Origin of the sequence: Pseudomonas sp. BF-B-15 (genome assembly GCF_019946675.1) — a bacterium.
Taxonomy (GTDB): domain Bacteria; phylum Pseudomonadota; class Gammaproteobacteria; order Pseudomonadales; family Pseudomonadaceae; genus Aquipseudomonas; species Aquipseudomonas migulae.
Map to the genome: position 1 here is coordinate 24742 of NZ_JAGYFZ010000025.1, position 23716 is coordinate 48457.

A 23716-nucleotide genomic window follows, 5' to 3' on the forward strand; every position below is an offset into this window, starting at 1 on the left:
ATTAATACCTCAGCCAACCTGCTTGGTCGGGCTGTGATAAATATCAGCGAACATGTCAGCCATGGCTTCTTCGCTGGGTTCTTCCTGCATTTGCACGCTAACGGCGCGACTGACCAACTGATGACGACGCGGCAGATGCAGATCATCCGGAATACGCGGTCCATCAGTCAGGTAAGCCACCGGCAATTCATGACTGATCGCCAGGCTCAACACCTCGCCCAGGCTTGCCGTCTCATCCAGTTTAGTCAGGATGCAGCCAGCCAGCCCGCAGCGCTTGTAACTGTGATAAGCGGCGGTTAGAACCTGTTTTTGGCTGGTGGTTGCCAGAACCAGATAATTTTTTGATTTGATGCCACGACCGGCCAGGCTTTCGAGCTGCATGCGCAATGCCGGATCGCTGGCCTGAAGGCCCGCGGTATCGATCAGCACCACGCGCTTGCGCAGCAAAGGATCCAGCGCCTGCACCAGGGACTGGCCCGGATCGACGTGCGTCACCGACACATTGAGGATCCGGCCGAGGGTCTTGAGTTGTTCCTGGGCACCGATGCGGTAGCTGTCCATGCTCACCAGCGCGATATTCTGCGCGCCGTACTTGAGCACGTAACGGGCCGCGAGCTTGGCCAGGGTGGTGGTCTTGCCCATGCCGGCGGGGCCGACCATGGCAATCACGCCGCCCTCTTCCAGTGGCTCGACTTCCGGTGTGGCGATCATCCGCGCCAGGTGCGCCAGCAACATGCGCCAGGCCTGACGAGGTTCATCAATGTCGGTAATCAGCTCCAGCAGATCGCGGGACAACGGACCGGACAAACCGATGCGTTGCAGGCGGCGCCAAAGGTTGGCCTGGGCCGGGCGGCTGCCTTGCAACTGATTCCAGGCCAGCGAACCGAGTTGTACTTCCATCAGTTCGCGCAGGCTGTTGAGTTCGAAACGCATCGAGTCGAAGGCACGCGGATCAACACCGGTCGCGGCAGGCGCGGGGGCCGGTGCCGGGCGACGAGGTTCAGCGTAGGTCGGCTCGATCAGCGGCTCGGCGGCAGTCAGCGGCAGGCCGGCGAACAACTGGCGATTGGTGGACTTGTCGCTCTCGCCATCGCTGCGCAGGCTCAGTTCGGCCTGGGCGGTGACGATCCGCGACTGGGTCTTGCGCAGCTCATCCTCGAGTTCCATGTTCGGAACACGCGGGGCCAGCGCCGACAGTTTGTAATCCAGAGCGGCCGTCAGTTCGACACCACCGGCGATCCGGCGGTTGCCAATGATGGCGGCATCAGCGCCCAGCTCATCACGAACCAGCTTCATGGCCTGACGCATATCGGCGGCGAAAAAACGCTTAACTTGCATAAACCACTACCTCAGCCGTTGGGCCCTACTGTCGCAACGATGGTCACTTGCTTGTTGTCAGGGATTTCCTGGTAAGCCAACACATGCAAACCCGGGACTGCCAGTCGGCCGAATCGCGACAGCATCGCGCGAACCGGGCCGGCCACCAACAGAATCACCGGCTGACCTTGCATTTCCTGACGCTGCGCCGCATCGATCAACGAGCGTTGCAGTTTTTCAGCCATGCTTGGCTCCAGCAGAACGCCCTCTTCCGAGCCTTGTCCTGCCTTCTGAAGACTATTGAGCAATATTTGTTCCAACCTTGGCTCCAAGGTGATAACTGGCAGCTCCGACTCAGTCCCCACAATGCTTTGGACGATTGCACGAGATACGCCGACGCGGACGGCGGCCACCAGCGCGGCAGTATCTTGACTCTTGGCGGCATTGTTCGCGATCGCCTCGGCGATGCTGCGAATGTCCCGTACGGGCACTTGTTCGGCCAGCAACGCCTGGAGCACCTTAAGTAGCTGCGACAACGAAACCACGCCGGGCACCAGCTCTTCCGCCAGTTTTGGCGAGCTTTTGGCCAGCAATTGCATGAGTTGCTGCACTTCTTCGTGGCCAATCAGCTCACTGGAGTGCTTGTACAAAATCTGGTTCAAATGGGTTGCCACTACCGTACTGGCATCGACCACGGTGTAACCGAGGGATTGTGCCTGTGCGCGCTGACTGACTTCGATCCAGACCGCCTCCAGCCCGAAAGCCGGATCTTTGGCGGTAATACCGTTGAGCGAACCGTAGACCTGACCAGGGTTGATCGCCAGCTCGCGGTCCGGATAAATCTCCGCTTCGGCCAGGATCACCCCCATCAGGGTGAGGCGATAGGCGCTAGGCGCGAGGTCGAGGTTGTCACGGATATGCACAGTCGGCATCAGGAAGCCCAGATCCTGGGACAGTTTTTTACGCACACCCTTGATCCGCGCCAGCAGCTGACCACCCTGATTGCGGTCCACCAGCGGAATCAGACGATAGCCGACTTCCAGGCCAATCATGTCGATCGGCGTCACATCGTCCCAGCCAAGCTCCTTGGTTTCCTGAGCGCGAGCCGGCGATGGCAGCAATTCCTGCTGACGCTTGACCTCTTGCAGGGCCTGAACCTTGACGATGTTCTGCTTCTTCCAGAACAGGTACGCGCCACCGGCCGCCAGGGCCGCCATGGTCAGAAAGGAAAAGTGCGGCATGCCGGGCACCAGGCCCATCACTGCCATCAGGCCCGCTGCCACGGCCAGCGCCTTGGGCGAGGCGAACATCTGGCGATTGATCTGCTTGCCCATGTCTTCCGAACCGGAAGCACGGGTCACCATGATCGCTGCAGCTGTAGATAACAACAGTGATGGCAATTGCGCCACCAAACCGTCACCGATGGTCAGCAACGCGTAAACCCTGCCCGCATCACCGAAGGTCATGCCGTGCTGGAAGATACCGACCGCCATGCCGCCGATCAGGTTGATGAACAGAATCAGCAAACCGGCGATGGCATCGCCACGCACGAACTTGCTGGCACCGTCCATGGAACCGTAGAACTCAGCTTCCTGGGCCACTTCCATCCGGCGCATCTTGGCCTGGTTCTGATCGATCAGGCCGGCGTTCAAATCGGCGTCGATCGCCATTTGTTTGCCGGGCATCGCATCGAGGGTGAAACGTGCGCTCACCTCGGAAATCCGCCCGGCACCCTTGGTTACCACGACGAAGTTGATGATCATCAAAATCGCGAAGACTACGATACCGACCACGTAGTTGCCGCCGATCACCACCTCACCGAACGCCTGGATCACCTTACCGGCGGCGGCGTGGCCGTCCTGCCCGTGAAGCATCACCACTCGCGTGGAGGCCACGTTCAGCGCCAGTCGCAACAACGTTGCCACCAGCAGAATGGTCGGGAACACCGCGAAATCCAGCGGTCGCAACGCGTAGACGCAGACCAGTAGCACGACGATCGACAGCGCGATGTTGAACGTGAAGAACACGTCCAGCAGGAACGGCGGCACCGGCAGCATCATCATGGCCAGCATGACCAGCAGCAACAACGGCACGCCCAGATTGCCCCGACTTAAGTCGGCAACGTTTGTGCGGGCACTGTTGAGTAACTGAGAGCGATCCACCGGTTTTCCCCGTTCCTTTAAAGCAAACTTTTGACGCCTGAAGCAGACGCAGGGCGGCTACTGCAAGAAGCCTTCCAACTTTTGCCGAGCGCTTGGAACAGAGGGGTTTATCAGGGGGATTTGTGCTGTTCGGGCTGACGCTTTCGCGGGCAAGCCACGCTCCTACAAAGCGGATGTTTTGTGGACGACGCAAACCCTGTAGGAGCGAGGCTTGCCCGCGAAGGCGTCGGCACGACTAGCGCAAAACTCAGGAATCGCGGCGCAGATCCGGTGGAATCGGCAAGTCATCCTTGAGCGGATCCGGCCGCTTGCCCTTGCCCGCGCGGTGCTGTCGGATCTGGTAGACGTAGGCCAATACCTGAGCGACGGCCAGATAAAGCCCGCCAGGAATTTCCTGCTCCAGCTCCGTGGAGTAATAGATCGAACGCGCCAGGGCCGGAGACTCCAGCAGCAGCACTTCGTTGGCCACGGCGATTTCACGGATTTTCAGGGCCAGGAAATCACTGCCCTTGGCAATCAGCATCGGTGCCGAGCCCTTGTCCGGGTCGTATTTGAGCGCCACGGCATAGTGAGTCGGGTTGGTAATGACCACATCGGCCTCAGGGATGGCCGCCATCATCCGGCGCTGGGACATCTCGCGCTGCAACTGGCGAATGCGCTGCTTGACCTCCGGCCTCCCCTCCTGATCCTTGTGCTCGTCGCGCACTTCCTGCTTGGTCATCAGCAGCTTCTTGTGGCTTTCCCAGAGCTGCACCGGCACGTCGACGGCGGCGATGATGATCAAGCCGCACGCCATCCACAGGGTACTCCAGCCGACCACTTGCAGGCTGTGAATGATCGCCATTTCCAACGGCTCGTGCGCAATGCGCATCAGGTCGTCGATGTCGGAATTCAACACCGCCAGCGCGACGAACAGCACAATGAAGAACTTCGCCAGGGCCTTGAGCAGCTCCACCAGCGCCTTGGCCGAGAACATCCGCTTCAGCCCCGCGCCGGGGTTCATGCGACTGAATTTCGGCGCCATCGAGCCTGCCGCGAACAACCAGCCACCGAGGGAAATCGGGCCGAGAAATGCCGCCAGCAGCAAGGTGATCATCACCGGCTGAATCGCCAACAGGGCAATCTGCCCCGAGTGCAGGAGGAAGGTGCCCATGCTGCGCTGATCCAGAATCACTTCCCGCGACAGCGTGAAGTTCATGCGCATCAGCTCCATCATGTCCTGCGCCAAAGCCCCGCCGAAAATCAGCAGCGCACCGGCACCGGCAAGCATGATCGCCAAGGTGTTGAGCTCTTTGGAGCGCGCAATTTCGCCCTTGTCCCTGGAGTCCTTTTTACGTTTCTCCGTGGGGTCTTCTGTTTTGTCCTGACCGCTTTCGCTCTCAGCCATGACTCAGCGCGCCCGTGCCAGTTCGCGCAACCACTGCAAGGCCTCGGTAGCCAGCGGTTGGTACTGATTGATGATGTCCGCCAGCCCGACCCAGACAATGAACAGCCCGAGCACCAGGGTCAGCGGGAAGCCGATGGAAAAGATGTTCAGTTGCGGCGCGGCGCGGGTCATCACGCCAAACGCGATGTTGACCACCAGTAGCGCGGTGATCGCCGGCAACACCAGCAACAATGCCGCACCCAGCACCCAACCGAGCTTGCCGGCCAGGTCCCAGAACTGTGAAACCATAAAGCCGCTACCGACCGGGAGCGTGGTGAAACTTTCAGTGAGAATTTCGAAGACCACCAAGTGGCCATTCATGGCCAGGAACAACAGCGTCACCAGCATGGTGAAGAACTGCCCGATCACCGCCACCGACACGCCGTTGGTGGGGTCGACCATCGACGCGAAGCCCATGCCCATCTGAATCGATACGATCTGCCCGGCGACCACGAAGGCCTGGAAGAACAGTTGCAAGGCGAACCCCATCACCGCGCCAATGAGGATCTGCTCGGCAATCAGCAGCAGCCCGCTCAAGTCCAGCGCATTGACCGGCGGCATTGGTGGCAACCCGGGCGCAATCACGAGCGTGATCGCGAGGGCGAAATACAGACGCACCCGCTGGGGGACCAGGGTCGTACCGAAAACCGGCATGACCATCAGCAAGCCACCGATGCGAAACAGGGGCAACATGAACGTCGCCACCCAGGTGCTGATCTGGGTATCGGTCAGTTGCAGCAGTGACTGCATGGCTTAGCCGATGACCCGAGGAATATTGCCGTACAACTGCAGGATGTATTCCATGAACGTCTGCACCAGCCACGGACCGGCAACGATCAGCGTCACCAGCATGACCAGCAGGCGCGGCAAGAAGCTCAGGGTTTGTTCGTTGATCTGCGTAGCCGCCTGGAACATCGCGACCAACAGGCCCACCAGCAGACTCGGAATCACCAGCACGGCGACCATCATGGTGGTCAGCCAGAGCGCTTCACGAAAGATGTCTACCGCGACTTCCGGCGTCATGGCGAAACACCGCCGAAGCTACTCGCCAATGTCCCGATGATCAGCGCCCAGCCATCCACCAGCACGAACAGCATGATCTTGAACGGCAGGGAAATGATCAGCGGCGAGAGCATCATCATACCCATGGCCATCAGCACACTGGCGACGACCAGGTCGATGATCAGGAACGGAATGAAGATCATGAAGCCGATCTGGAACGCGGTTTTCAGCTCGGACGTGACGAAGGCCGGCACCAGAATGGTCAGCGGCGCCTGATCCGGCGTGGCGATGTCCGTGCGCTTGGACAGGCGCATGAACAATTCCAGATCACTGCTGCGCGTCTGCGCCAGCATGAAGTCCTTGATCGGCACCTGAGCCTTGGCCACGGCATCCTGCGCGGTGAGTTTTTCCGCCAGATACGGCTGCAAGGCATCCTGGTTCACCCGGTCAAACACCGGCGCCATGATGAACAGGGTCAGAAACAGCGCCATGCCCGTGAGGATCTGGTTCGACGGCGTCTGCTGCAGGCCCAGGGCCTGACGCAGGATCGAGAAGACGATGATGATCCGCGTGAAACTGGTCATCAGCATGACGAACGCCGGAATGAAACTCAGCGCGGTCATGATCAGCAGGATTTGCAGGCTGACCGAGTATTCCTGAGCGCCCTGGGCGTTGGTGCCCAGGGTGATCGCCGGGATCGACAACGGATCGGCGGCGAAGGCCAGCGGCGCGGCCAGCATCAGGGCCAGCGTCAAGATGATGCGTAGCGCACCCATTACTTCTTATCCTTCTGATCCTTGCCCATCAGTTCCATCAGGCGCAGGGCAAATTCCGGGGTCGCTTTCTCGGTGACCGGTACGTGCACCGGCTCCTTGAGCACATGCAGCGCGGTGATGGTGCCGGAGCTCAAACCGAGCAGGATCTGCTCGTTGCCAACCTGCACCAGCATCAATCGGTCACGCGGACCCAGCGCCCGGGAACCGATCAACTCGATCACCTGCGCCTTGCCCGCCGGCCCGGCCTGCTGGACCCGGCGCAGCAGCCAAGCGAGGAAGAAGATCAACCCCAACACCAGCAGCAGACCGAGCACCAATTGCGTCAACTGGCCCGCCACACCGCTGCTGACAGCAGGTGCGGCAGCCACGGCAGCATTAGCCGCCGGTTCGGCCGCCAACGCACTGAACGGCAAGGCCAGTAACAACCCCGAAAGCTTTTTCACTCAGCGCAGCTTCTTGATGCGTTCGCTTGGGCTGATCACGTCAGTCAGGCGGATGCCGAACTTCTCGTTGACCACCACCACTTCACCGTGAGCGATCAACGTACCGTTGACCAGCACGTCCAACGGCTCACCGGCCAGGCGATCGAGCTCGATCACCGAACCCTGGTTGAGCTGCAGCAGGTTACGGATGTTGATGTCGGTGCTGCCGACTTCCATGGAAATCGACACCGGGATGTCGAGGATCACGTCCAGGTTCGGACCGTCCAGGGTTACCGGATCGTTGTTTTTCGGCACGCTGCCGAATTCTTCCATCGGCAGACGGTTCGACGACGAACCAGCAGCGTCAGCCGCCAGCAAGGCGTCAATGTCGTCCTGCCCGGCATCACCGGTTTCTTCCAGGGCCGCAGCCCATTCGTCAGCCAGCGCCTGGTCGTCCTGGGTATTCATATCGTCAGCCATCATGTGTCCTCGGCGGGCAACCCATCAGAGGGCAGCCGTCAGTTAAAAGCGAATATGTAGAGGCGCCGGTCAACGGCGCTCGATCGGCTCGATCACTTGCAACGCGAGGTTGCCTTTGTGCGAGCCCATCTTGACCTTGAACGCAGGCACGCCATTGGCGCGCATGATCATTTCTTCCGGCATTTCGACCGGGATAATGTCCCCCGGCTGCATGTGCAGAATGTCGCGCAGGCGCAACTGGCGACGGGCAACCGTAGCGCCGATCGGCACGTCGACGTCGAGCACGTCCTGGCGCAGGGCATTGACCCAACGCTCGTCCTGATCGTCGAGGTCCGACTGGAAGCCGGCGTCGAGCATTTCGCGTACCGGCTCGATCATCGAGTACGGCATGGTCACGTGCAGGTCGCCGCCACCGCCATCGAGTTCGATGTGGAAGGTCGACACCACAATGGCTTCGCTCGGGCCGACGATGTTGGCCATGGCCGGGTTCACTTCCGAGTTGATGTACTCGAAGTTCACTTCCATGATCGCCTGCCAGGCCTCCTTCAGATCGACGAAGGCCTGCTCCAGCACCATGCGCACCACACGCAGTTCGGTCGGGGTGAATTCACGCCCTTCGATCTTCGCGTGACGGCCGTCGCCGCCGAAGAAGTTGTCCACCAGTTTGAACACCAGTTTGGCGTCGAGGATGAACAGCGCCGTGCCGCGCAACGGCTTGATCTTGACCAGGTTGAGGCTGGTCGGCACGTACAGCGAGTGCACGTATTCGCCAAACTTCATCACCTGCACACCACCGACGGCAACGTCCGCCGAGCGGCGCAGCATGTTGAACATGCTGATGCGGGTGTAGCGGGCGAAACGCTCGTTGATCATTTCCAAGGTCGGCATGCGTCCACGGACGATGCGATCCTGGCTGGTCAGGTCGTAGCTTTTGACACTGCCGGGTTCGGCAGCGGTATCGGTCTGTACCAGACCATCGTCGACACCATGCAACAGCGCATCGATCTCATCCTGGGACAGCAGGTCCTGCACGGCCATGTCGTGTTCCTACTGCAGTACGAAATTAGTGAAAAGCAACTGTTCGATGACCACTTTGCCGAGCTCTTTCTGCGCCACTTCCTGGACGCTGGCCGTGGCTTTCTGGCGCAGCATTTCCTGACCGACCGGCGACGCCAGGGTCGCGAAATCCTGCCCGGAGAACAGCATGACAAGGTTGTTGCGGATGACCGGCATGTGGACTTTCAGGGCTTCCAGGTCGGCCTGATTGCGACCCTGCATGGTGATGCTCACCTGCATGAAGCGCTGGCGGCCGTTCTGGTTGTAGTTGGCCACGAAGGCCGGCGCCATTTGCTCGAAAACCGCTGGTTGCTTGCCGGCCGGGGCAGTTTCAACCACGGCGGCAGGTTTGCTCTGAGCGCTGTGCATGAAGAACCAGGTCGCTCCCACGGACAAGCCGATCGCCAGCAGCAGGGCCACCACGATCACAATGATCAGCTTGATTTTGCCTTTGGTTGCGGGGTCTTTTACTACTGCTTCGCTCTTCGCCATGCCAATAATCCGTCACTATTCGGGTTTTCACAGTCGCACGGCAAGGCAAGAGCAAGTGTTATGCCAGAAGTGTCGGGAGACAGGGGACGGCGGATGACGATTCACCACAAAACAAATGTGGGAGCGAGCCTGCTCGCGATTGCGGTGCAACAGTCGATGAAGATATTGACTGTCAGTGCCTCATCGCGAGCAGGCTCGCTCCCACAGGGTTTGGTGCCTGACTAATTCAGGCGTAGTAGTCGACGGCGCTGGAGCCGATGACACTGGTGGTGCTGGCCGCGACTTCGGCAACGGTCGGCGCGAGCTCTTCATCCACGCCATCGAGGCGACCACCGCTGGCGTTGCTGCGCCCGCCCTGCCCCTGCTGAGCCTGTTGTTCCTGACCCTGCCCCTGCCAACCACGCGACTGGTCGGACACGTTGACATCAACCTGCCCCATGCCCTGCTGCGCGAACATGTCACGCAAGCGGTGCATCTGACCATCGAGCGCTTCGCGAACGCTTGGATGCGCGCTCATGAAGGTCACTTGGGTCTGCTGGTCCGGCACCATGTTCACCCGAATGTCGAGACGACCCAGTTCGGCCGGTTGCAACTGGATATCGGCCGCCTTGAGATTGGCGCTGGACAGGTACATGACCCGGTTCACGATTTCTTCGGTCCAGCCGCTTTGATTCATCGTGATCGGCTGATTCACCGGTACCGCGTTGGCGGTTTTCGGTGTAGCTGCCTGAGTCAGTGCCGCCAGACGGTTGGCGAAGTCGTCGACGCGGGTATCGCTGCTCGCCGATTTCAAGTCCTTGAGGCCGTCATCGATCAACCCACTGAAGGTTTTCTCACCGCCCTGGCTGGTACTGTCCTTGTCCGCCTGCACATCGAGCATGCCCGCCATGCCGGCGGCAAAGTTCTGCGCCGAGGTGGGTTCGCCATCAGCCTGGGCCTGAGCAGCCGTCGGTGCTGCCTTGGGTTGCGCCTGACTGGCAGCGGAAATATGACCGCCCTGTTCCATGGCCATACGCACGGCCGGCAGCGCATCCAGCGGATCGGCTTCAGGATCGAACGCGTCATCCGCCGGTGCGGCAACCTGTACCGCCGCCACTGGCGCAGCAACAAGAGGTGCCTGCACTTGCGGCTGCTCAGTGACCACCACTGGCGGTGCTTGCGGAACCGGAGCTGCCACCACGGCTTGCAACGCTGGCAGCAATGACGGATCGAGAGCCGGATCAACCGGCGCCGTGTCGACGACTACCGGGGTTTCTGCGGTATCCGCGGCAGCTGCGGCATCATCGCTGGCAGCCTTGTCGTCGTCCGGCGCCGGTTTATCGGCGGGCAAGGTTTTGCCGCTATCGGCAACCGTCGGTTCCGGGGCGGCAGCATTGTCGTTGCCGACGCTCTTTTTATCGGGGCTGTCCGGGGCTTTATCGCGCACCGGCTTCGGCGATCCATCGGTGGCCGCCGAGGGCTTGTTCTGGGCTTGATTGGCGTAGACCTGAGCGAAGCTGGAGGCTTTGTCCCCGGGCTCAGCGGACAGCGCCGGTGGATTGGCGGAGGCGGCTTGAGTCTTGGCCTGAGCGGCGGCCTGAAGAAGAATATTGGGGGTAACGGGCATGAAACGGTCTCCGCTGCACTGGGATCGTAGGTACAGTTGCGGAGATTGCTGCAAGGGTTGCGCCAGTTTTGTTCGGACGGCGCTAAAAACGCCGGACGGTCGCACTGTCAGCGAGAGAGCGCTGGCGCTCTGCTTCGTAGAGGGTGCGGATAATCGCGAATTCACTATCGATTTCGCTGATCAGTTCCTCGATGCCTTCCAGCGACGCCTGTTTGCTTCGCTGCTCGAGCTCATTGCACAACTGCGCGAGGCGAATGGCGCCCATGTTGCTGCAACTGCCCTTGAAACTGTGCGCAGTGGCACCGAGCGTCTCGGCATCGTCAGCCTTGTGCAGCTGACTCAAGCGCTCTATGGAATCGGCAAGAAAAGTACCCAGCAACATCGGATACTCATCCTCCATGACTTCTTGCAACGCGCTCAGCACGTCGCGATCCAGATGTGTGTCAGCCACTTGCTCACTCCTTGATCAAGAATGCGCGGATTATGCCAGAGCCTCCCAGAAAAATTCCACGCGGGCACTACGACCATCGTCGGACCAGTTGGCGTTACGGCTCAACTGGCGGATCAGACTGACCCCGCGTCCCGACAGACGGGCACCATCGAGGGGGCGCGCCATCACCCTGTCGACATCAAAACCCTTGCCACTGTCTTCGACACGAATCGTCAGGCAACCACCCTCGCCTTTGGGCGCGACCTGCAAATGCAGCCGCACATAGCCGTCCTGCAGCTCGTCCAGACGTGCATTGCGCTGTTGATAATAGCGGGCAAAACCCGAGGCATCGCGTTTCAGGCTTGAGTCCAGCCCCAGCACGCCGTGCTCCAGTGCATTGGAGTACAACTCCGCGAGCACACTGTAAAGCGCACCGCTCTGGGCGCGCAAACCATGCACTTCCAGCAGCAACTGCAAAAGATACGGCAATGGATTGAAGCGCTTGAGGGTGGCCGCACGAAACTCGAAACTCACCGACCAGTCCAGCGGGCAGGACTGACCGCTGTCGGAATACACCAGGGCCGGCGGACTCAGCTGCGCAGCCTCCACCAGGCTGACTTCGACCATGCTGACATCGTCGCGGGCCTCACCGCGAAAATCCCGCAGCGCCTGCTCGATCTCCTCGAACAGCTGATCGGGCCGACGATTGGCCGCAAACACCCGCTGCAATCGCTCGACGCCGAACAACTGCTCATTGGCATCGCACGTATCAATCACCCCGTCAGACAACAGGAACACCCGATCCCCGACCGCCATCGGAAACACTTCGGTGCGGTCGTCGAACGTCTGCGGGCTCAGCACGCCCAGCGGCAAATGCCGAGCGGTCAGCTGTGTGCGCTCGCCGCTGGCAATACTGTGCAGGTAACCGTCCGGCATCCCACCGTTCCAGACCTCCACCGAGCGCCGCTGAAAACTCAGGCACAGCAGCGTCGCACAACAGAACATGTCCACCGGCAGGATGCGCTTGAGCTTGGCGTTCATCTCGCGCAGGGTTTCCGACAGGCCGTAACCCTTGGCGGTCATGCCGTAGAAGACCTCGGCCAGCGGCATCGCCCCGACGGCGGCCGGCAAGCCATGGCCGGTAAAATCGCCGAGCAGCACGTGCATGTCGCCGGCCGGCGTGAACGCCGCGAGCAGCAAATCACCATTGAACAGCGCATAAGGCGATTGCAGGTAGCGGATGTTGGGGGCGTTCAGGCAGCCGGAATGGGCGACCTTGTCGAACACGGCCTTGGCCACACGCTGCTCGTTGAGCAGGTAATCGTGGTGCCTGGCAATTTGGTCGCGCTGCTCCAGCACGGTGGCCTGCAACCGGCGCAAACGGTCCATTGCCTTGATTTTGGCGGCGAGGATCACCTGGTTGTAGGGTTTTGCCAGAAAGTCGTCACCGCCAGCCTCCAGACAGCGCGCCAAGGCTTCGCTTTCGCTCAGCGACGTCAGGAAGATGATCGGCACCAGGGTTTCCCCGGCCAGTGCCTTGATCTGCCGTGCTGCCTCGAAACCGTCCATCACCGGCATCATGGCGTCCATCAAGACCAGTTGCGGTCGTTGTAAGCGAAACGCTTCAACCGCTTCGGCACCGTTGGCCGCCGTCAGGACTTCATGACCCTGGCGACGGACGATACTCGACAGCAGCATGCGGTCGGCCGCGCTGTCTTCGGCAATCAGGATCGTCAGCGACTCGAGCGGCTGCACGTTGGTCAACTGATGTCGAACAGTTTGTCGAAGTTGGAGATCGCGAGAATCTTTCGAACATCCGAATTACTGTTGATCACCCGCACATCGGAATCGTCGCCACCCGCGTGATCGCGCAACAGCAACAACATGCCTAGCGCCGAACTATCAAGATAAGTGGCGTCTTTAAGATCTACGACTATGGAGTCGGGCTTCTTGTTGAGTCGCTCGTAGGACTCGCGAAACTCTTGATGCCGACCGAAATCGAATCGTCCTCTGATCGATATCGTCAGTTTTTGCCCATCCGGAGAGACTTCTGTAACGACTGACATTGAACGGCATCCTTGTCATTGGTGAACATACTTGTACAAGGTTTAGCACTTGACGGAGATGGGGGCAAGGCTGGAAAGGGGCGGAGTTTTTGAGGACGCCTTCGCGGGCAAGCCTCGCTCCTGCGGGATTTGTGCCGTTCACGAAATCATGGACGATGCGAAACCTGTAGGAGCGAGGCTTGCCCGCGAAGAACGATAACGCGGCCTGACTGATTCAGTACGGACTCTCACGCGGCAACCGCTGGGACAACTCGTCCATCAGCTTCTGCTCGCGCCTGTCTTCCAGCTGTCGCGCCTCGTCTGCGTAACGCTGAACCAGTTTGCGCAAGCCTTCGACCCGGGCAAATGCCTGCTGCCAGGTTTCCCGTGCCTTGTTCAGATTGTTCTGGTGCCACGCCAGGCTTTGTCGCTGCTGATCGATGGCGGTGCCCAGTTGCGCGAGGAAGCCCTGATAACCCAGCAGCCACTGGCCCGAGACGCCGCTGCTGCCGCGCACGATCCATTGCTCCTGATAGTCGAGTCGAAAGGCTTCAAGGTCGGCGAGTTTGCTTTCTGCCACTCGAACCTGGCCCTGAAAATGGCCTAACCGCTGAGCGGCGGTTTTCTCGGCCTTTTCGGCCATTTCGACCACCGGCGCCAGACGCCCTGCCCGACTCTGGGCCATGATCGATTAACCGCCAGCCGCAGGCGCGAAGATCGAGCCCAGATAGGATTCGCTTTCGCCCAGGCTGATGCTGTCGTTCAACCCTTGGCGCAGGTATTTGGCCAGCTGCGGCTGCAGGGAAATCGCCAGGTCGGTCTCGCGATCACCGCCGGCGACGTAGGCGCCGACACTGATCAGGTCGCGGCTCTGCTGATAGCGCGACCACAACTGCTTGAAATACTGGGCGCGGGCCATGTGTTCCGGCGACACCACCGACGGCATGACCCGGCTGATCGACGCTTCGATGTCGATGGCCGGGTAATGCCCTTCCTCAGCCAGACGTCGGGACAGGACGATGTGCCCGTCAAGCACACCCCGCGCCGAGTCGGCGATCGGATCCTGCTGGTCATCGCCTTCGGACAACACGGTATAAAACGCGGTGATCGAGCCGCCGCCCTTTTCAGCGTTACCAGCTCGCTCCACCAGTTTCGGCAACTTGGCGAACACCGATGGCGGATAACCCTTGGTCGCCGGCGGCTCGCCAATGGCCAGGGCGATTTCCCGCTGGGCCTGGGCGAAACGAGTCAGCGAGTCCATCAGCAACAGGACATTCTTGCCCTTGTCGCGGAAATACTCGGCGATCCGCGTGCAATACATCGCAGCGCGCAGACGCATCAGCGGTGCATCGTCCGCCGGGGACGCCACGACCACCGAGCGCTTGAGCCCTTCTTCACCGAGGATGTGCTCGATGAATTCCTTAACTTCTCGACCCCGTTCACCGATCAGCCCGACGACGATAATGTCGGCCTCGGTGAAGCGGGTCATCATGCCCAGCAGCACACTCTTGCCGACGCCGGTACCGGCGAACAGCCCGAGCCGCTGACCGCGACCGACCGTCAACAAACCGTTGATGGAACGAATGCCCACGTCCAGCGGCTCGCTGATCGGGTGACGCTTGAGCGGGTTGATCGTCGGGCCGTCCATCGGCACCCAGTCTTCAGCCTTCATGCCACCCTTGCCGTCCAGCGCACGACCGGCGCCATCGAGCACCCGTCCGAGCATGCTCATGCCCATCGGCAGACGGCCAGTATCGGCCAACGGCACGACTCGGGCGCCGGGCGCGATGCCGGCGACACTGCCGACCGGCATCAGAAAGACTTTGCTGCCGGAGAAGCCCATGACTTCAGCTTCGACCTGCACCGGATGGTAACTGTCGTCGTTGATGACCATGCAGCGGCTGCCCATGGCAGCGCGCAAGCCTTCAGCTTCGAGGGTCAGGCCGACCATGCGCAGCAAGCGGCCTTCAAGGATCGGTGCGCCGGCCAGCTCCGTGGCCTCGGCGTAACTGCCCAGGCGCTTGGCGAAGCTGGTGCGATCAAGGCGCATCGGGAACGTCCGGCTCGGCTTCGACGGCAGGTTTGGCGTCGATCGGCAGCTCCAGGCTCAGGTCCGGCGCGGCCGGGTGCAAGGCCTGCTCGTGCAATTGATCGAACAGCTTGTCCATGACCCGCGCGATGCGCGTTTCAACGGTGGCGTCGATACGACTGTGCTCAGTCTCGACCCGGCAACCACCAGGCAACAAGGCTTCGTCCTCGACGATGCGCCAGGTTTCTTCATGGCGTTCGCGCAGGGCTTTGACCTGTTCGAAATCCTGCGGATTGATGTACAGCCGCACATTGCCCACGCCCAGCGGCAACAGCTTGAGGGCGTCGCGCATGACGTGTTCGATCTGCGTCGAGTCGATGGCCAGCTCCCGCTGAATCACCTGTTTGGTGATGTGCTGCACGAGGTCGACCAGCGACTTTTCGATCTGGGTGTCTTGCTCGGCGATAGGCTCGAACAGGTTGGCCATCAGTTGCTCAAGCGCGGCGACTTTCGGCGCCAGGACCGCCTCTGCTTCCTGACGGACCTTGAGCGTGGTGCTGTGAAAACCTTCTTTCTCGCCCGTAGCGAAGCCTTCGTTGTAGGCCTCCTGGCGAATGCTTTCGAGTTCTTCGAGGGTCAGTGGCTGGACTTCTTCCAGCGGCACTTCCTCCATTTCCGGCGGCTCGGGCTCTGGTTCCGGCTCGGGCTCCGGTGCAGGCGGGTCGAAACTGGGCAGCGACCAGGTGTCGAAACCCGCGACGTCCTTGGCGCGGATCAGGTCGGTCTGGGACTCATCATGTTTGGACGACATAGTGACCTTAGATCATCTCTTCGCCGCCCTTCCCGCCGAGAACGATTTCTCCGGCTTCGGCCATACGGCGAGCAATGGTGAGGATTTCTTTCTGTGCGGTTTCCACGTCGCTGACGCGCACCGGGCCTTTGGCCTCGAGGTCGTCGCGCAACAGTTCGGCCGCCCGTTTGGACATGTTCTTGAAGATCTTTTCCTTGACGCCTTCGTCCGAGCCTTTGAGGGCCAGTACCAGTACATCGGAGGAGACTTCGCGCAGCAACGCCTGAATCCCGCGGTCGTCGACATCGGACAGGTTGTTGAACACGAACATGAGGTCTTCGATCTGACCGGACAGGTCTTCGTCGACTTCGCGGATCGAGTCCATCAGCTGACCTTCGATCGAGCTGTCGAGGAAGTTCATGATGTCGGCCGCACGCTTGATGCCACCCAGGGTGGTGCGCGAGGCATTCGAGTTGCCGGAGAACTGCTTCTCGAGAATCTGGTTGAGTTCTTTCAGTGCGGCTGGCTGCACCGTGTTCAGCGAGGAAACCCGCAGAATGATGTCCAGTCGCACCTTGTGGTCGAAGTTGCCCAGCACTTCGCCGGCCTGGTCCGGGTCGAGATACGCCACGACGATCGCCTGGATCTGCGGGTGCTCGTAACGGATCACGTCGGCGACGGCGCGCGGTTCCATCCACTTCAGGCTGTCGAGGCCACTGGTGTTGCCGCCCAGCAGGATCCGGTCGATCAGGCCGTTGGCCTTGTCCTCGCCCAGCGCCTGAGTCAGCATTTTGCGCACGTAGTCGTCGGAGCCGACGCCCAGGCTGGTCTGATCGCCGACGATGTCGACGAACTCGCTCATCACCTGCTCGACCTGCTCACGGTGCACGTTACCCATCTGCGCCATGGCCACACCCACACGCTGGACCTCTTTGGGCCCCATGTGGCGCAGCACCTGGGCGGCATCGGTAGAACCGAGAGACAGCAGCAGGATTGCGGCTTTATCGACCCGGGACAGTTTGGCGACGGCGGCTCGGTTATCACTCATCTGCGTTAATCCACTCTTTCACGACCTGGGCCACGCGACCCGGATCTTCTGCCACCAGACTCTTGATTGCGTTCAACTGTGCGTCATAGCCTTCGCTCGGGCTCGGCAGCAGGATGCTGGTCGGGCCACCGAGACTGACGCGATCGTTGGCCAGCTCGCCGTCCAGGCCGGCCATGCCACCGAGTTCCATGTCGCTGCCGAGGCCCAGTTGTTTGCCTTTGCCGCCATTGGTGATGTTGTTGAGCACCGGACGCAGCACACCGAACACCAGTATCAGGATGAACAAGACACCCAGCACTTGCTTGACGATGTCCCAGAACCACGGCTGGGAGTAGAACGGAATATCGGCAATCACTTCACCGCGCTCGGCGGAGAACGGCATGTTGATCACGCTGACACTGTCGCCACGGCTGGCGTCGAAGCCGACAGCGTCCTGCACCAGACGGGTAAAGCGCGCGAGTTCATCGGCGCTCCACGGTGCACGGGTGGTTTCGCCGTTGGCCGCGTTGACCTTGACCTGATCGTCCACCACCACCGACACCGACAAGCGATTCAAGCGGCCTTGCTGTTGCTTGGTGTGACTGATGGAACGGTCGAGCTCGAAGTTCTTGGTGGATTGTTGACGCTTGTCCGCCGGGTACGGCGCGAGCATCGGCTGGCCGGTGGCCGGGTCCATGATTTGCTGACCATTGGCATCCAGCAGTGGCTGGCCTGGCTGCACCATGCCGGCCTGCGCGGTGGCGCCACCGGTGGTTTGCGGCGCCGAAGCAGGCGACGGCGGCTGGTTGCTCAGCGCCCCCGGAACACCTTGCGGGCCATTGCTGGCGGTACGTTGTTCGTTGACCGACTGCTCGCTGCGCAGCGCCGGCTGGTCTGGATTGAACTGCTCGGAGGTCGACTCGACGGCACTGAAGTCCACGTCAGCGGAGACTTCGGCTTTATAGCGGTCGTTGCCCAGCACCGGTTGCAGGATGTTGTGCACGCGCTGGGTGAGCATGCTTTCCATGCGACGGCTGTAATCGAATTGCTTGCCGGCCATGGTCAGTTCGGAGTTCTCCGCCTGATCCGAGAGCAGGTTGCCCTTCTGATCGACGACGGTGATCTGCGATTTGCTGAGTTCTGGAACGCTGGTCGCGACCAGGTTGATGATCGCCACCACCTGACCCGGCTCAAGCGAGCGACCGGAATACAGTTCTACCAGCACCGAAGCGCTCGGCTTGCGCTCGTCACGTACGAACACCGAGCTTTTCGGAATCGCCAGGTGCACGCGGGCACCCTTGACGTTGTTCAGGCTGGAGATGGTCCGGGCCAGTTCGCCTTCGAGGCCGCGACGATAACGGGTCGCTTCCATGAACTGGCTGGTGCCGAGCCCCTGGTCCTTGTCGAGGATCTCGAAACCGATGTTGCCGTCGCTGGGAGTGACACCAGCGCCCGCGAGTTTCAGTCGCGCACGGGACAGGTCATCGGCCTTGACCAGCAAGGCACCGGAGTTCGGTTCAACGGTATAGGGAATGTCAGCGGCAGCCAGGGTATCCATGACTTGCTTGGCGTCCATACCGGCAAGGCTGCCGTACAGAGGCCGGTAGTCCGGCTGTTGGGACCACAACACCACGGCGAAGCCAATCGCCACGCTCGCAGCCAGGCCGACCAACAGGCCCACCTGACGCAACATGGTCATCTCGGAGAGGTTTTCCAGGAAGGACAAGCCGAACAGCGGCGGTTTGCCGTCTATCGGAGTGGCCTTGGCCGGAACATTATCGGCGACTGCTTCTGCCATGACTCAATCTCGTCCTTAAACCGGCATCTGCATGATGTCTTGGTATGCCTGAACCAGCTTGTTACGCACTTGGGTCAACGCCTGGAAAGACACGCTGGCCTTCTGCGAGGAAATCATCACGTCCGTCAGGTCGACACCACTCTTGCCGATCTCGAAGGCACTGGCCAACTGACTGGAAGCCTGCTGGGTGTCGCTCACTTTATTGACGGCCTGACCGAGCATGTCGGAAAAGCTGCTGCCGCTCAATTCAGGGACGGCGGCAGTCGATTTCGGCGCAGACATGGCATCCATTTGCATGGAACGCATGTCCAGCATCAACCGATTGAATTCAATACCTTGGCTCATGGTCTACTCTCATTGACGACCCGCAATTTTTTGACACTCACTCGGCGGGTAGTGAGGTGTTAGCAACAAGGGTGCCATCTCCGTGGCCGCCCAGAACAAAAGCCCTTTATCAGCTCACAAACTTCTGCAGGAGCGAGCCTGCTCGCGATGGTCGTGAACGATAACGCGTCGCTCCTGACTCCATCGCGAGCAGGCTCGCTCCCACAAAGCAAAATCAGGTGGCAAACAGGTAAGCTTCAACATCCATTCCGGCATCACGCATTTGCGCCAGTTTGTAGCGCAGGGTGCGAGGACTGATACCCAGACGCTCTGCCGCTTCTTTGCGACGCCCCCGCTCAGAGCGCAAGGTATCGATGATCATCTGGAATTCGCGGCGACGCAGGTCGTCACCCAGCGCACCGGCAGACTCGGACTCCACGTCAGCAACCCGCAGCGGCACGGCGGTCAATACCGGCAACGGCGCACAGGCGACCGGCCCGGCCAGGCAGAAATCCTGCGGCTGGATCACACCGCCCTGCTGCAGGATCAATGCACGCTGAATCGCGTTATCCAGCTCCCGCACATTGCCCGGCCACGGATAGCCGATCAGGCACGCCTGTGCCTCGGGCGACAGTCGCGCCGCCGCATGCTTCATTTTATTGACGTGCTTGGTCAGCAGTCGCTCGGCCAGCGGCAGGATGTCGGCGGTGCGTTCGCGCAACGGACGCCAGGCCAACGGAAATACGGACAGGCGATAGTAAAGGTCTTCGCGGAAACGCCCTGCTGCCACTTCACCGGCAAGGTCGCGGTTGGTGGTGGCGACGACCCGAATATCCAGCGTGATCGGTTTGCGCGCGCCGACCCGCTCGACTTCACGCTCCTGCAACACGCGCAGCAACTTGGCTTGAAGCCCCAGGGGCATTTCGGAAATTTCGTCGAGCAGAATGGTTCCGCCGTCGGCCTGCTCGAACTTGCCGGCCTGCGCCGCGATGGCGCCAGTGAACGAACCCTTTTCGTGACCGAACAGCGTTGCCTCGAGCATGTTGTCGGGAATCGCCGCGCAATTGATCGCAATGAACGGCTGGCTGGCGCGATGAGAATGCTGATGGATGTAACGCGCCAGCACTTCTTTACCGGTCCCGGACTCACCGGAGATCAACACCGTCGAATCACTGCGCGCCACCCGTGCGGCCAATTCCAGCAACTGCGCACTGGCCGGCTCGAACGCTACAGGTCCCTCGCTGTCGGCAGCGCCGAGGTTGCCCAGCGCATGCCGCGCAACCAGATCCAGCAAAGCCTTGGGCTCGAACGGCTTGACCAGATAATCCGCCGCGCCCTGTCGCATCGCATCGACCGCGCGCTCTACGGCGCCGTGCGCCGTCATCAGCAGCACCGGCAACTGCGGTTGGCGAGCGCGCAGCAATCCGAGCAGTTGATGGCCGTCCATGCCCGGCATGTTGACGTCACTGAGCACCAGGTTGAACGCCTCGGCTCCGACAGCGTCCAGCGCTTCTTCGGCCGACCCCACAGCTGTGTAGTCATGCCCTGCGAGCAACAACGTATCGGTCAGTGCTTCGCGTAATGCGCGGTCATCCTCGACCAGTAAAACCTTGATCCCCATGTCGTTCACTCCACTCCCTGAGCACTGCGCTTTTCATCAGAAAACAGCGGCAGAATCACCTGCGCGCAGGTGCCGCGACCCAACCGCGAGTGCAGCTGCAATTCTCCCTGATGGGCACGAGCCACGGCCTTGACCACGGTCAGGCCAAGGCCGGTCCCGGTGGTTTTAGTGGTAAAAAATGGCTCACCCAAACGCGCCAGCACTTTCGTATCGATGCCGCTGCCGCTGTCACTGACGCAGACACGCAGGTTGTTGTCGCGGGTGTAGAGATGGACTTTCAAGCGAACGTCGCCGGCACTGGCCTGGATCGCGTTCTCGATCAGATTGAGAATCGCCCCGACCAGCGTGTCACGATTGCACAGCAACTCACCCGCATGACTGTCGCACTGCCAGCGAACCGGCAAATCCTGCACATGGGTCAGCGCCGCTGCCTGCAAGGATTGCATCAGCATTTTTGGCGTGACGCGATCGGTCAGCGGCAACTCGCCACGGGCGAACACCAGCATGTCGCGCACTTGATGCTCCAGCTCATGCAAACGCTCTTTAAGCCGCCCGGCAAAACGTTGCTGCGTGGCAACCGGCAGTTCTTGCTCGGTCAAATGACTGGCGTAAAGCAATGCGGCGGACAACGGCGTACGAATCTGGTGAGCCAGCGACGCGACCATTCGACCGAGGGAAGACAGGCGTTCGTGGCGAGCCAGTTGATCTTGCAGATGACGGGTTTCGGTCAGGTCATTGAGCAATACCAACTGGCCGGGCTCGGCATCCAGCGAGCGGGTGGCGATCGACAGACGCCGACCGTCCTTGAGCGAGATTTCGTGGCCGTCGTCTTCGCGCGGCGCAAAGCATCGGGCAATGACATGACGCCACAGCTCGCCTTCGAGAGGCAAGCCGAGCAATTCACAAGCAGCGGGGTTGGCTTCACGCACGATGCCCTGGGCGTCGATGACGATAACGCCGCCGGGCAATAGATCGAGGAGGTTTTGCAGGCGGTTGGCCAAGCGTTCTTTTTCCGCCAGTTCCTGCATGCGCTGAGCGCTGACCACCGCCAGCTCGCCCTTGAGCTCGGTGACCCGGGCTTCGAGCATGCTGTAGGAGTCGGTCAACTGGCTGGACATCTGGTTGAACAACGCGAAAGCCTGCTCAAGGCCAAGCCGGCTTGCCTGCTCTACGGACGACGTTTGTCCCGAAGCATCAGGGACAGGAGACATCTGGGCGGCTTGGGGCATCGGGCTCTCTCGCTTGGCTGACCGTCAGTTAAACGGAACGTTGCGAGGGATGTAGCAATACCCGTGCCTAAAAAAAACCGCCTACAAATGAACGACTTGAAAAACAGGCGTCAATCATCCGCCTGTTCATCACCATCGCGACGGCTCATGCCGTACTTGCGCATCTTCTCTACCAGCGTGGTACGACGGATCCGCAACCGCTCGGCAGCGCGCGCCACGATGCCATTGGCATCATCCAGCGCCTGCTGGATCAGGCCCTGTTCCAGACCACCGAGGTAGTCTTTCAGGTCCAGGCCTTCCGGCGGCAGCATGGCGTTGGCGGTGAAGTCCGGAGTGTGACCGTTGATGGCCACGCGCTCTTCAAGATCGCTGCGCAGGCTATCGACCAGTTGCTCGTCTTCGTCATCGACGTAGCGGAATTTCTTCGGCAACTCGACCACACCGATCACCCCGTACGGGTGCATGATCGCCATGCGCTCCACCAGGTTGGCCAGTTCGCGAACGTTGCCCGGCCAGCCGTGACGGCACAGCGACATGATCGCTGCAGAGTTGAAACGAATCGAACCGCGCTTCTCGTGCTCCATGCGCGAGATCAACTCGTTCATCAGCAGCGGAATGTCTTCGACACGTTCGCGCAGCGGTGCCATCTCGATCGGGAACACGTTCAGGCGGTAGTACAAGTCTTCGCGGAAAGTGCCGATCTCGATCATGCTTTCGAGATTCTTGTGAGTCGCCGCAATGATGCGCACATCGACGCTTTGGGTCTTGTTGCTGCCCACGCGCTCGAAAGTGCGCTCCTGCAGCACGCGCAGCAGCTTGACCTGCATCGGCAGCGGCATGTCGCCGATTTCGTCGAGGAACAGCGTGCCGCCGTTGGCCAGCTCAAAGCGCCCGGCGCGACTGGTGATCGCCCCGGTGAACGCGCCCTTCTCATGGCCGAACAATTCGCTTTCCAGCAACTCGGCCGGGATCGCCCCGCAGTTGACCGGGACGAACGGCGCGTCACGACGCTTGGAATGGTAGTGCAGGTTGCGCGCGACCACTTCCTTGCCAGTCCCCGACTCGCCGAGGATCAGCACGCTGGCGTCGGTGTCGGCTACTTGCTGCATCATCTGACGGACGTGTTGAATCGCCCGGCTGGTGCCGACAAGACTGCGGAAAAGGTTGGGCTCGCGATGACGACCGCGCTCGCGGGCCTGGTCGTACATCTCTCGATAGACCTGGGCACGGTGCAGCGAATCGAGCAGTTTGCTGTAGCTGGGTGGCATTTCGAGGGTCGAAAGCACTCGGCGACGCTGGTCTTCTGGCAAGTCAACGGAAGAATTATCGCCCATTAACAAAACCGGAAGGAACTCATCCCAGGTAGAGAGTGTCTTTAACAAGCCCGGAAGTGCACCAGGAGCATTGACCGTCCCGATGAGGACACAGATCACTTCACGACTTGATGACAAAGAGCCGACAGCCTGCTGCCAGTCATGGCTACCGCAGGGTAAATTTTCTTCGCCAAGAAAATTTAAAATCACCGCCAGGTCGCGGCGGCGGACGCTATCGTCATCAATCAGCAGAATTTTGGTTTCACGCCACATGCAATAGCAACTTCCCTAGTCAACTCAATGCCCGAAATGATGGGGCAAGCTAGACGCTTGCAGACACGTTATGCCTGTAGACGCCTGAAATCTGGAAC

At 60.6% G+C, this 23716-nt stretch carries 23 protein-coding genes; all 23 read right to left on the minus strand.

All coding sequences use genetic code 11. The annotated features are described in order from the left end of the window. Nucleotides 1–9: 9 nt before the first annotated feature. Nucleotides 10–1338, minus strand: a complete 1329-nt coding sequence (flhF, locus tag KGA97_RS10775) for a flagellar biosynthesis protein FlhF (RefSeq protein ID WP_008024604.1) — start codon at nucleotides 1336–1338, stop codon at nucleotides 10–12. A gap of 11 nt (nucleotides 1339–1349) precedes the next feature. Beyond that, nucleotides 1350–3479 carry a flagellar biosynthesis protein FlhA gene (gene flhA / locus KGA97_RS10780; protein ID WP_008039816.1) on the minus strand — a complete coding sequence of 710 codons (2130 nt, stop codon included), beginning with the start codon at nucleotides 3477–3479 and terminating at the stop codon, nucleotides 1350–1352. Nucleotides 3480–3726: 247 nt separating this feature from the next. Next, a complete protein-coding gene (gene flhB / locus KGA97_RS10785; protein ID WP_008039815.1) occupies nucleotides 3727–4866 on the minus strand; it encodes a flagellar biosynthesis protein FlhB in 1140 nt (379 codons plus the stop codon). A 3-nt stretch (nucleotides 4867–4869) separates the two neighbouring features. Next, complete coding sequence (gene fliR / locus KGA97_RS10790; protein WP_008039814.1) at nucleotides 4870–5655, minus strand: flagellar biosynthetic protein FliR; 786 nt, start codon at nucleotides 5653–5655, stop codon at nucleotides 4870–4872. Nucleotides 5656–5658: 3 nt separating this feature from the next. Further along, a complete protein-coding gene (gene fliQ / locus KGA97_RS10795) occupies nucleotides 5659–5928 on the minus strand; it encodes a flagellar biosynthesis protein FliQ (RefSeq protein ID WP_008024593.1) in 270 nt (89 codons plus the stop codon). Then, the gene (fliP, locus tag KGA97_RS10800; protein ID WP_008039813.1) at nucleotides 5925–6683 is read right to left on the minus strand and encodes a flagellar type III secretion system pore protein FliP; all 759 of its coding nucleotides are present in this window, start codon (nucleotides 6681–6683) and stop codon (nucleotides 5925–5927) included. The genes fliQ and fliP overlap by 4 nt, the downstream gene beginning before the upstream one ends. Further along, on the minus strand, nucleotides 6683–7126 hold the full coding sequence (fliO, locus tag KGA97_RS10805) for a flagellar biosynthetic protein FliO (RefSeq protein WP_223480755.1): 444 nt from the start codon (nucleotides 7124–7126) through the stop codon (nucleotides 6683–6685). Before fliO ends, fliP begins: the two co-directional genes overlap by 1 nt. Next, on the minus strand, nucleotides 7127–7585 hold the full coding sequence (gene fliN / locus KGA97_RS10810) for a flagellar motor switch protein FliN (RefSeq protein WP_008039811.1): 459 nt from the start codon (nucleotides 7583–7585) through the stop codon (nucleotides 7127–7129). It lies immediately after the preceding gene. 69 nt (nucleotides 7586–7654) lie between these two features. Then, nucleotides 7655–8623: a flagellar motor switch protein FliM gene (gene fliM, locus KGA97_RS10815; RefSeq protein ID WP_008024584.1), complete on the minus strand. Its 969-nt coding sequence runs from the start codon at nucleotides 8621–8623 to the stop codon at nucleotides 7655–7657. Between the two features lie 9 nt (nucleotides 8624–8632). Continuing rightward, nucleotides 8633–9133, minus strand: a complete 501-nt coding sequence (gene fliL, locus KGA97_RS10820; RefSeq protein WP_008039807.1) for a flagellar basal body-associated protein FliL — start codon at nucleotides 9131–9133, stop codon at nucleotides 8633–8635. Nucleotides 9134–9359: 226 nt separating this feature from the next. Then, on the minus strand, nucleotides 9360–10739 hold the full coding sequence (locus KGA97_RS10825; RefSeq protein ID WP_223480756.1) for a flagellar hook-length control protein FliK: 1380 nt from the start codon (nucleotides 10737–10739) through the stop codon (nucleotides 9360–9362). Between the two features lie 82 nt (nucleotides 10740–10821). Continuing rightward, complete coding sequence (locus KGA97_RS10830) at nucleotides 10822–11190, minus strand: Hpt domain-containing protein (RefSeq protein WP_223480757.1); 369 nt, start codon at nucleotides 11188–11190, stop codon at nucleotides 10822–10824. 30 nt (nucleotides 11191–11220) lie between these two features. Further along, entirely contained in the window at nucleotides 11221–12924 is a 1704-nt protein-coding gene (locus tag KGA97_RS10835) for a fused response regulator/phosphatase (protein ID WP_032832517.1), read from the minus strand. A gap of 5 nt (nucleotides 12925–12929) precedes the next feature. After that, entirely contained in the window at nucleotides 12930–13235 is a 306-nt protein-coding gene (locus KGA97_RS10840) for an STAS domain-containing protein (protein ID WP_008039800.1), read from the minus strand. Between the two features lie 214 nt (nucleotides 13236–13449). After that, the gene (gene fliJ, locus KGA97_RS10845; RefSeq protein ID WP_008024572.1) at nucleotides 13450–13899 is read right to left on the minus strand and encodes a flagellar export protein FliJ; all 450 of its coding nucleotides are present in this window, start codon (nucleotides 13897–13899) and stop codon (nucleotides 13450–13452) included. A 6-nt stretch (nucleotides 13900–13905) separates the two neighbouring features. Next, nucleotides 13906–15264, minus strand: a complete 1359-nt coding sequence (gene fliI / locus KGA97_RS10850) for a flagellar protein export ATPase FliI (RefSeq protein WP_192226042.1) — start codon at nucleotides 15262–15264, stop codon at nucleotides 13906–13908. Further along, nucleotides 15254–16054, minus strand: a complete 801-nt coding sequence (gene fliH / locus KGA97_RS10855; protein WP_008035210.1) for a flagellar assembly protein FliH — start codon at nucleotides 16052–16054, stop codon at nucleotides 15254–15256. Before fliH ends, fliI begins: the two co-directional genes overlap by 11 nt. Nucleotides 16055–16061: 7 nt before the next feature. Then, entirely contained in the window at nucleotides 16062–17081 is a 1020-nt protein-coding gene (gene fliG / locus KGA97_RS10860) for a flagellar motor switch protein FliG (protein ID WP_003184041.1), read from the minus strand. After that, entirely contained in the window at nucleotides 17074–18858 is a 1785-nt protein-coding gene (gene fliF / locus KGA97_RS10865) for a flagellar basal-body MS-ring/collar protein FliF (RefSeq protein WP_223480758.1), read from the minus strand. Before fliF ends, fliG begins: the two co-directional genes overlap by 8 nt. 15 nt (nucleotides 18859–18873) lie before the next feature. Beyond that, on the minus strand, nucleotides 18874–19203 hold the full coding sequence (gene fliE / locus KGA97_RS10870) for a flagellar hook-basal body complex protein FliE (RefSeq protein ID WP_008044594.1): 330 nt from the start codon (nucleotides 19201–19203) through the stop codon (nucleotides 18874–18876). 214 nt (nucleotides 19204–19417) lie between these two features. Further along, nucleotides 19418–20803, minus strand: a complete 1386-nt coding sequence (locus KGA97_RS10875; RefSeq protein ID WP_223480759.1) for a sigma-54-dependent transcriptional regulator — start codon at nucleotides 20801–20803, stop codon at nucleotides 19418–19420. A gap of 5 nt (nucleotides 20804–20808) precedes the next feature. Beyond that, nucleotides 20809–22032, minus strand: a complete 1224-nt coding sequence (locus KGA97_RS10880) for a sensor histidine kinase (protein WP_404943246.1) — start codon at nucleotides 22030–22032, stop codon at nucleotides 20809–20811. 110 nt (nucleotides 22033–22142) lie between these two features. Next, nucleotides 22143–23618, minus strand: a complete 1476-nt coding sequence (locus KGA97_RS10885) for a sigma-54 dependent transcriptional regulator (RefSeq protein ID WP_008044600.1) — start codon at nucleotides 23616–23618, stop codon at nucleotides 22143–22145. Nucleotides 23619–23716 lie beyond the last annotated feature (98 nt).

Excerpts from the sequence above, each read along its gene's own strand:
- fliP (WP_008039813.1), bottom strand. The coding sequence starts at position 6,683 with ATGGGTGCGCTACGCATCATCTTGACGCTGGCCCTGATGCTGGCCGCG.
- fliI (WP_192226042.1), bottom strand. The coding sequence starts at position 15,264 with ATGCGCCTTGATCGCACCAGCTTCGCCAAGCGCCTGGGCAGTTACGCC.
- fliH (WP_008035210.1), bottom strand. The coding sequence starts at position 16,054 with ATGTCGTCCAAACATGATGAGTCCCAGACCGACCTGATCCGCGCCAAG.
- fliR (WP_008039814.1), bottom strand. The coding sequence starts at position 5,655 with ATGCAGTCACTGCTGCAACTGACCGATACCCAGATCAGCACCTGGGTG.
- flhF (WP_008024604.1), bottom strand. The coding sequence starts at position 1,338 with ATGCAAGTTAAGCGTTTTTTCGCCGCCGATATGCGTCAGGCCATGAAG.
- fliL (WP_008039807.1), bottom strand. The coding sequence starts at position 9,133 with ATGGCGAAGAGCGAAGCAGTAGTAAAAGACCCCGCAACCAAAGGCAAA.
- fliM (WP_008024584.1), bottom strand. The coding sequence starts at position 8,623 with ATGGCCGTGCAGGACCTGCTGTCCCAGGATGAGATCGATGCGCTGTTG.
- KGA97_RS10875 (WP_223480759.1), bottom strand. The coding sequence starts at position 20,803 with ATGGGGATCAAGGTTTTACTGGTCGAGGATGACCGCGCATTACGCGAA.
- flhB (WP_008039815.1), bottom strand. The coding sequence starts at position 4,866 with ATGGCTGAGAGCGAAAGCGGTCAGGACAAAACAGAAGACCCCACGGAG.
- KGA97_RS10885 (WP_008044600.1), bottom strand. The coding sequence starts at position 23,618 with ATGTGGCGTGAAACCAAAATTCTGCTGATTGATGACGATAGCGTCCGC.
- fliJ (WP_008024572.1), bottom strand. The coding sequence starts at position 13,899 with ATGGCCCAGAGTCGGGCAGGGCGTCTGGCGCCGGTGGTCGAAATGGCC.
- KGA97_RS10840 (WP_008039800.1), bottom strand. The coding sequence starts at position 13,235 with ATGTCAGTCGTTACAGAAGTCTCTCCGGATGGGCAAAAACTGACGATA.
- fliF (WP_223480758.1), bottom strand. The coding sequence starts at position 18,858 with ATGGCAGAAGCAGTCGCCGATAATGTTCCGGCCAAGGCCACTCCGATA.
- fliG (WP_003184041.1), bottom strand. The coding sequence starts at position 17,081 with ATGAGTGATAACCGAGCCGCCGTCGCCAAACTGTCCCGGGTCGATAAA.
- KGA97_RS10880 (WP_404943246.1), bottom strand. The coding sequence starts at position 22,032 with ATGCCCCAAGCCGCCCAGATGTCTCCTGTCCCTGATGCTTCGGGACAA.
- fliQ (WP_008024593.1), bottom strand. The coding sequence starts at position 5,928 with ATGACGCCGGAAGTCGCGGTAGACATCTTTCGTGAAGCGCTCTGGCTG.
- fliN (WP_008039811.1), bottom strand. The coding sequence starts at position 7,585 with ATGGCTGACGATATGAATACCCAGGACGACCAGGCGCTGGCTGACGAA.
- KGA97_RS10825 (WP_223480756.1), bottom strand. The coding sequence starts at position 10,739 with ATGCCCGTTACCCCCAATATTCTTCTTCAGGCCGCCGCTCAGGCCAAG.
- fliE (WP_008044594.1), bottom strand. The coding sequence starts at position 19,203 with ATGAGCCAAGGTATTGAATTCAATCGGTTGATGCTGGACATGCGTTCC.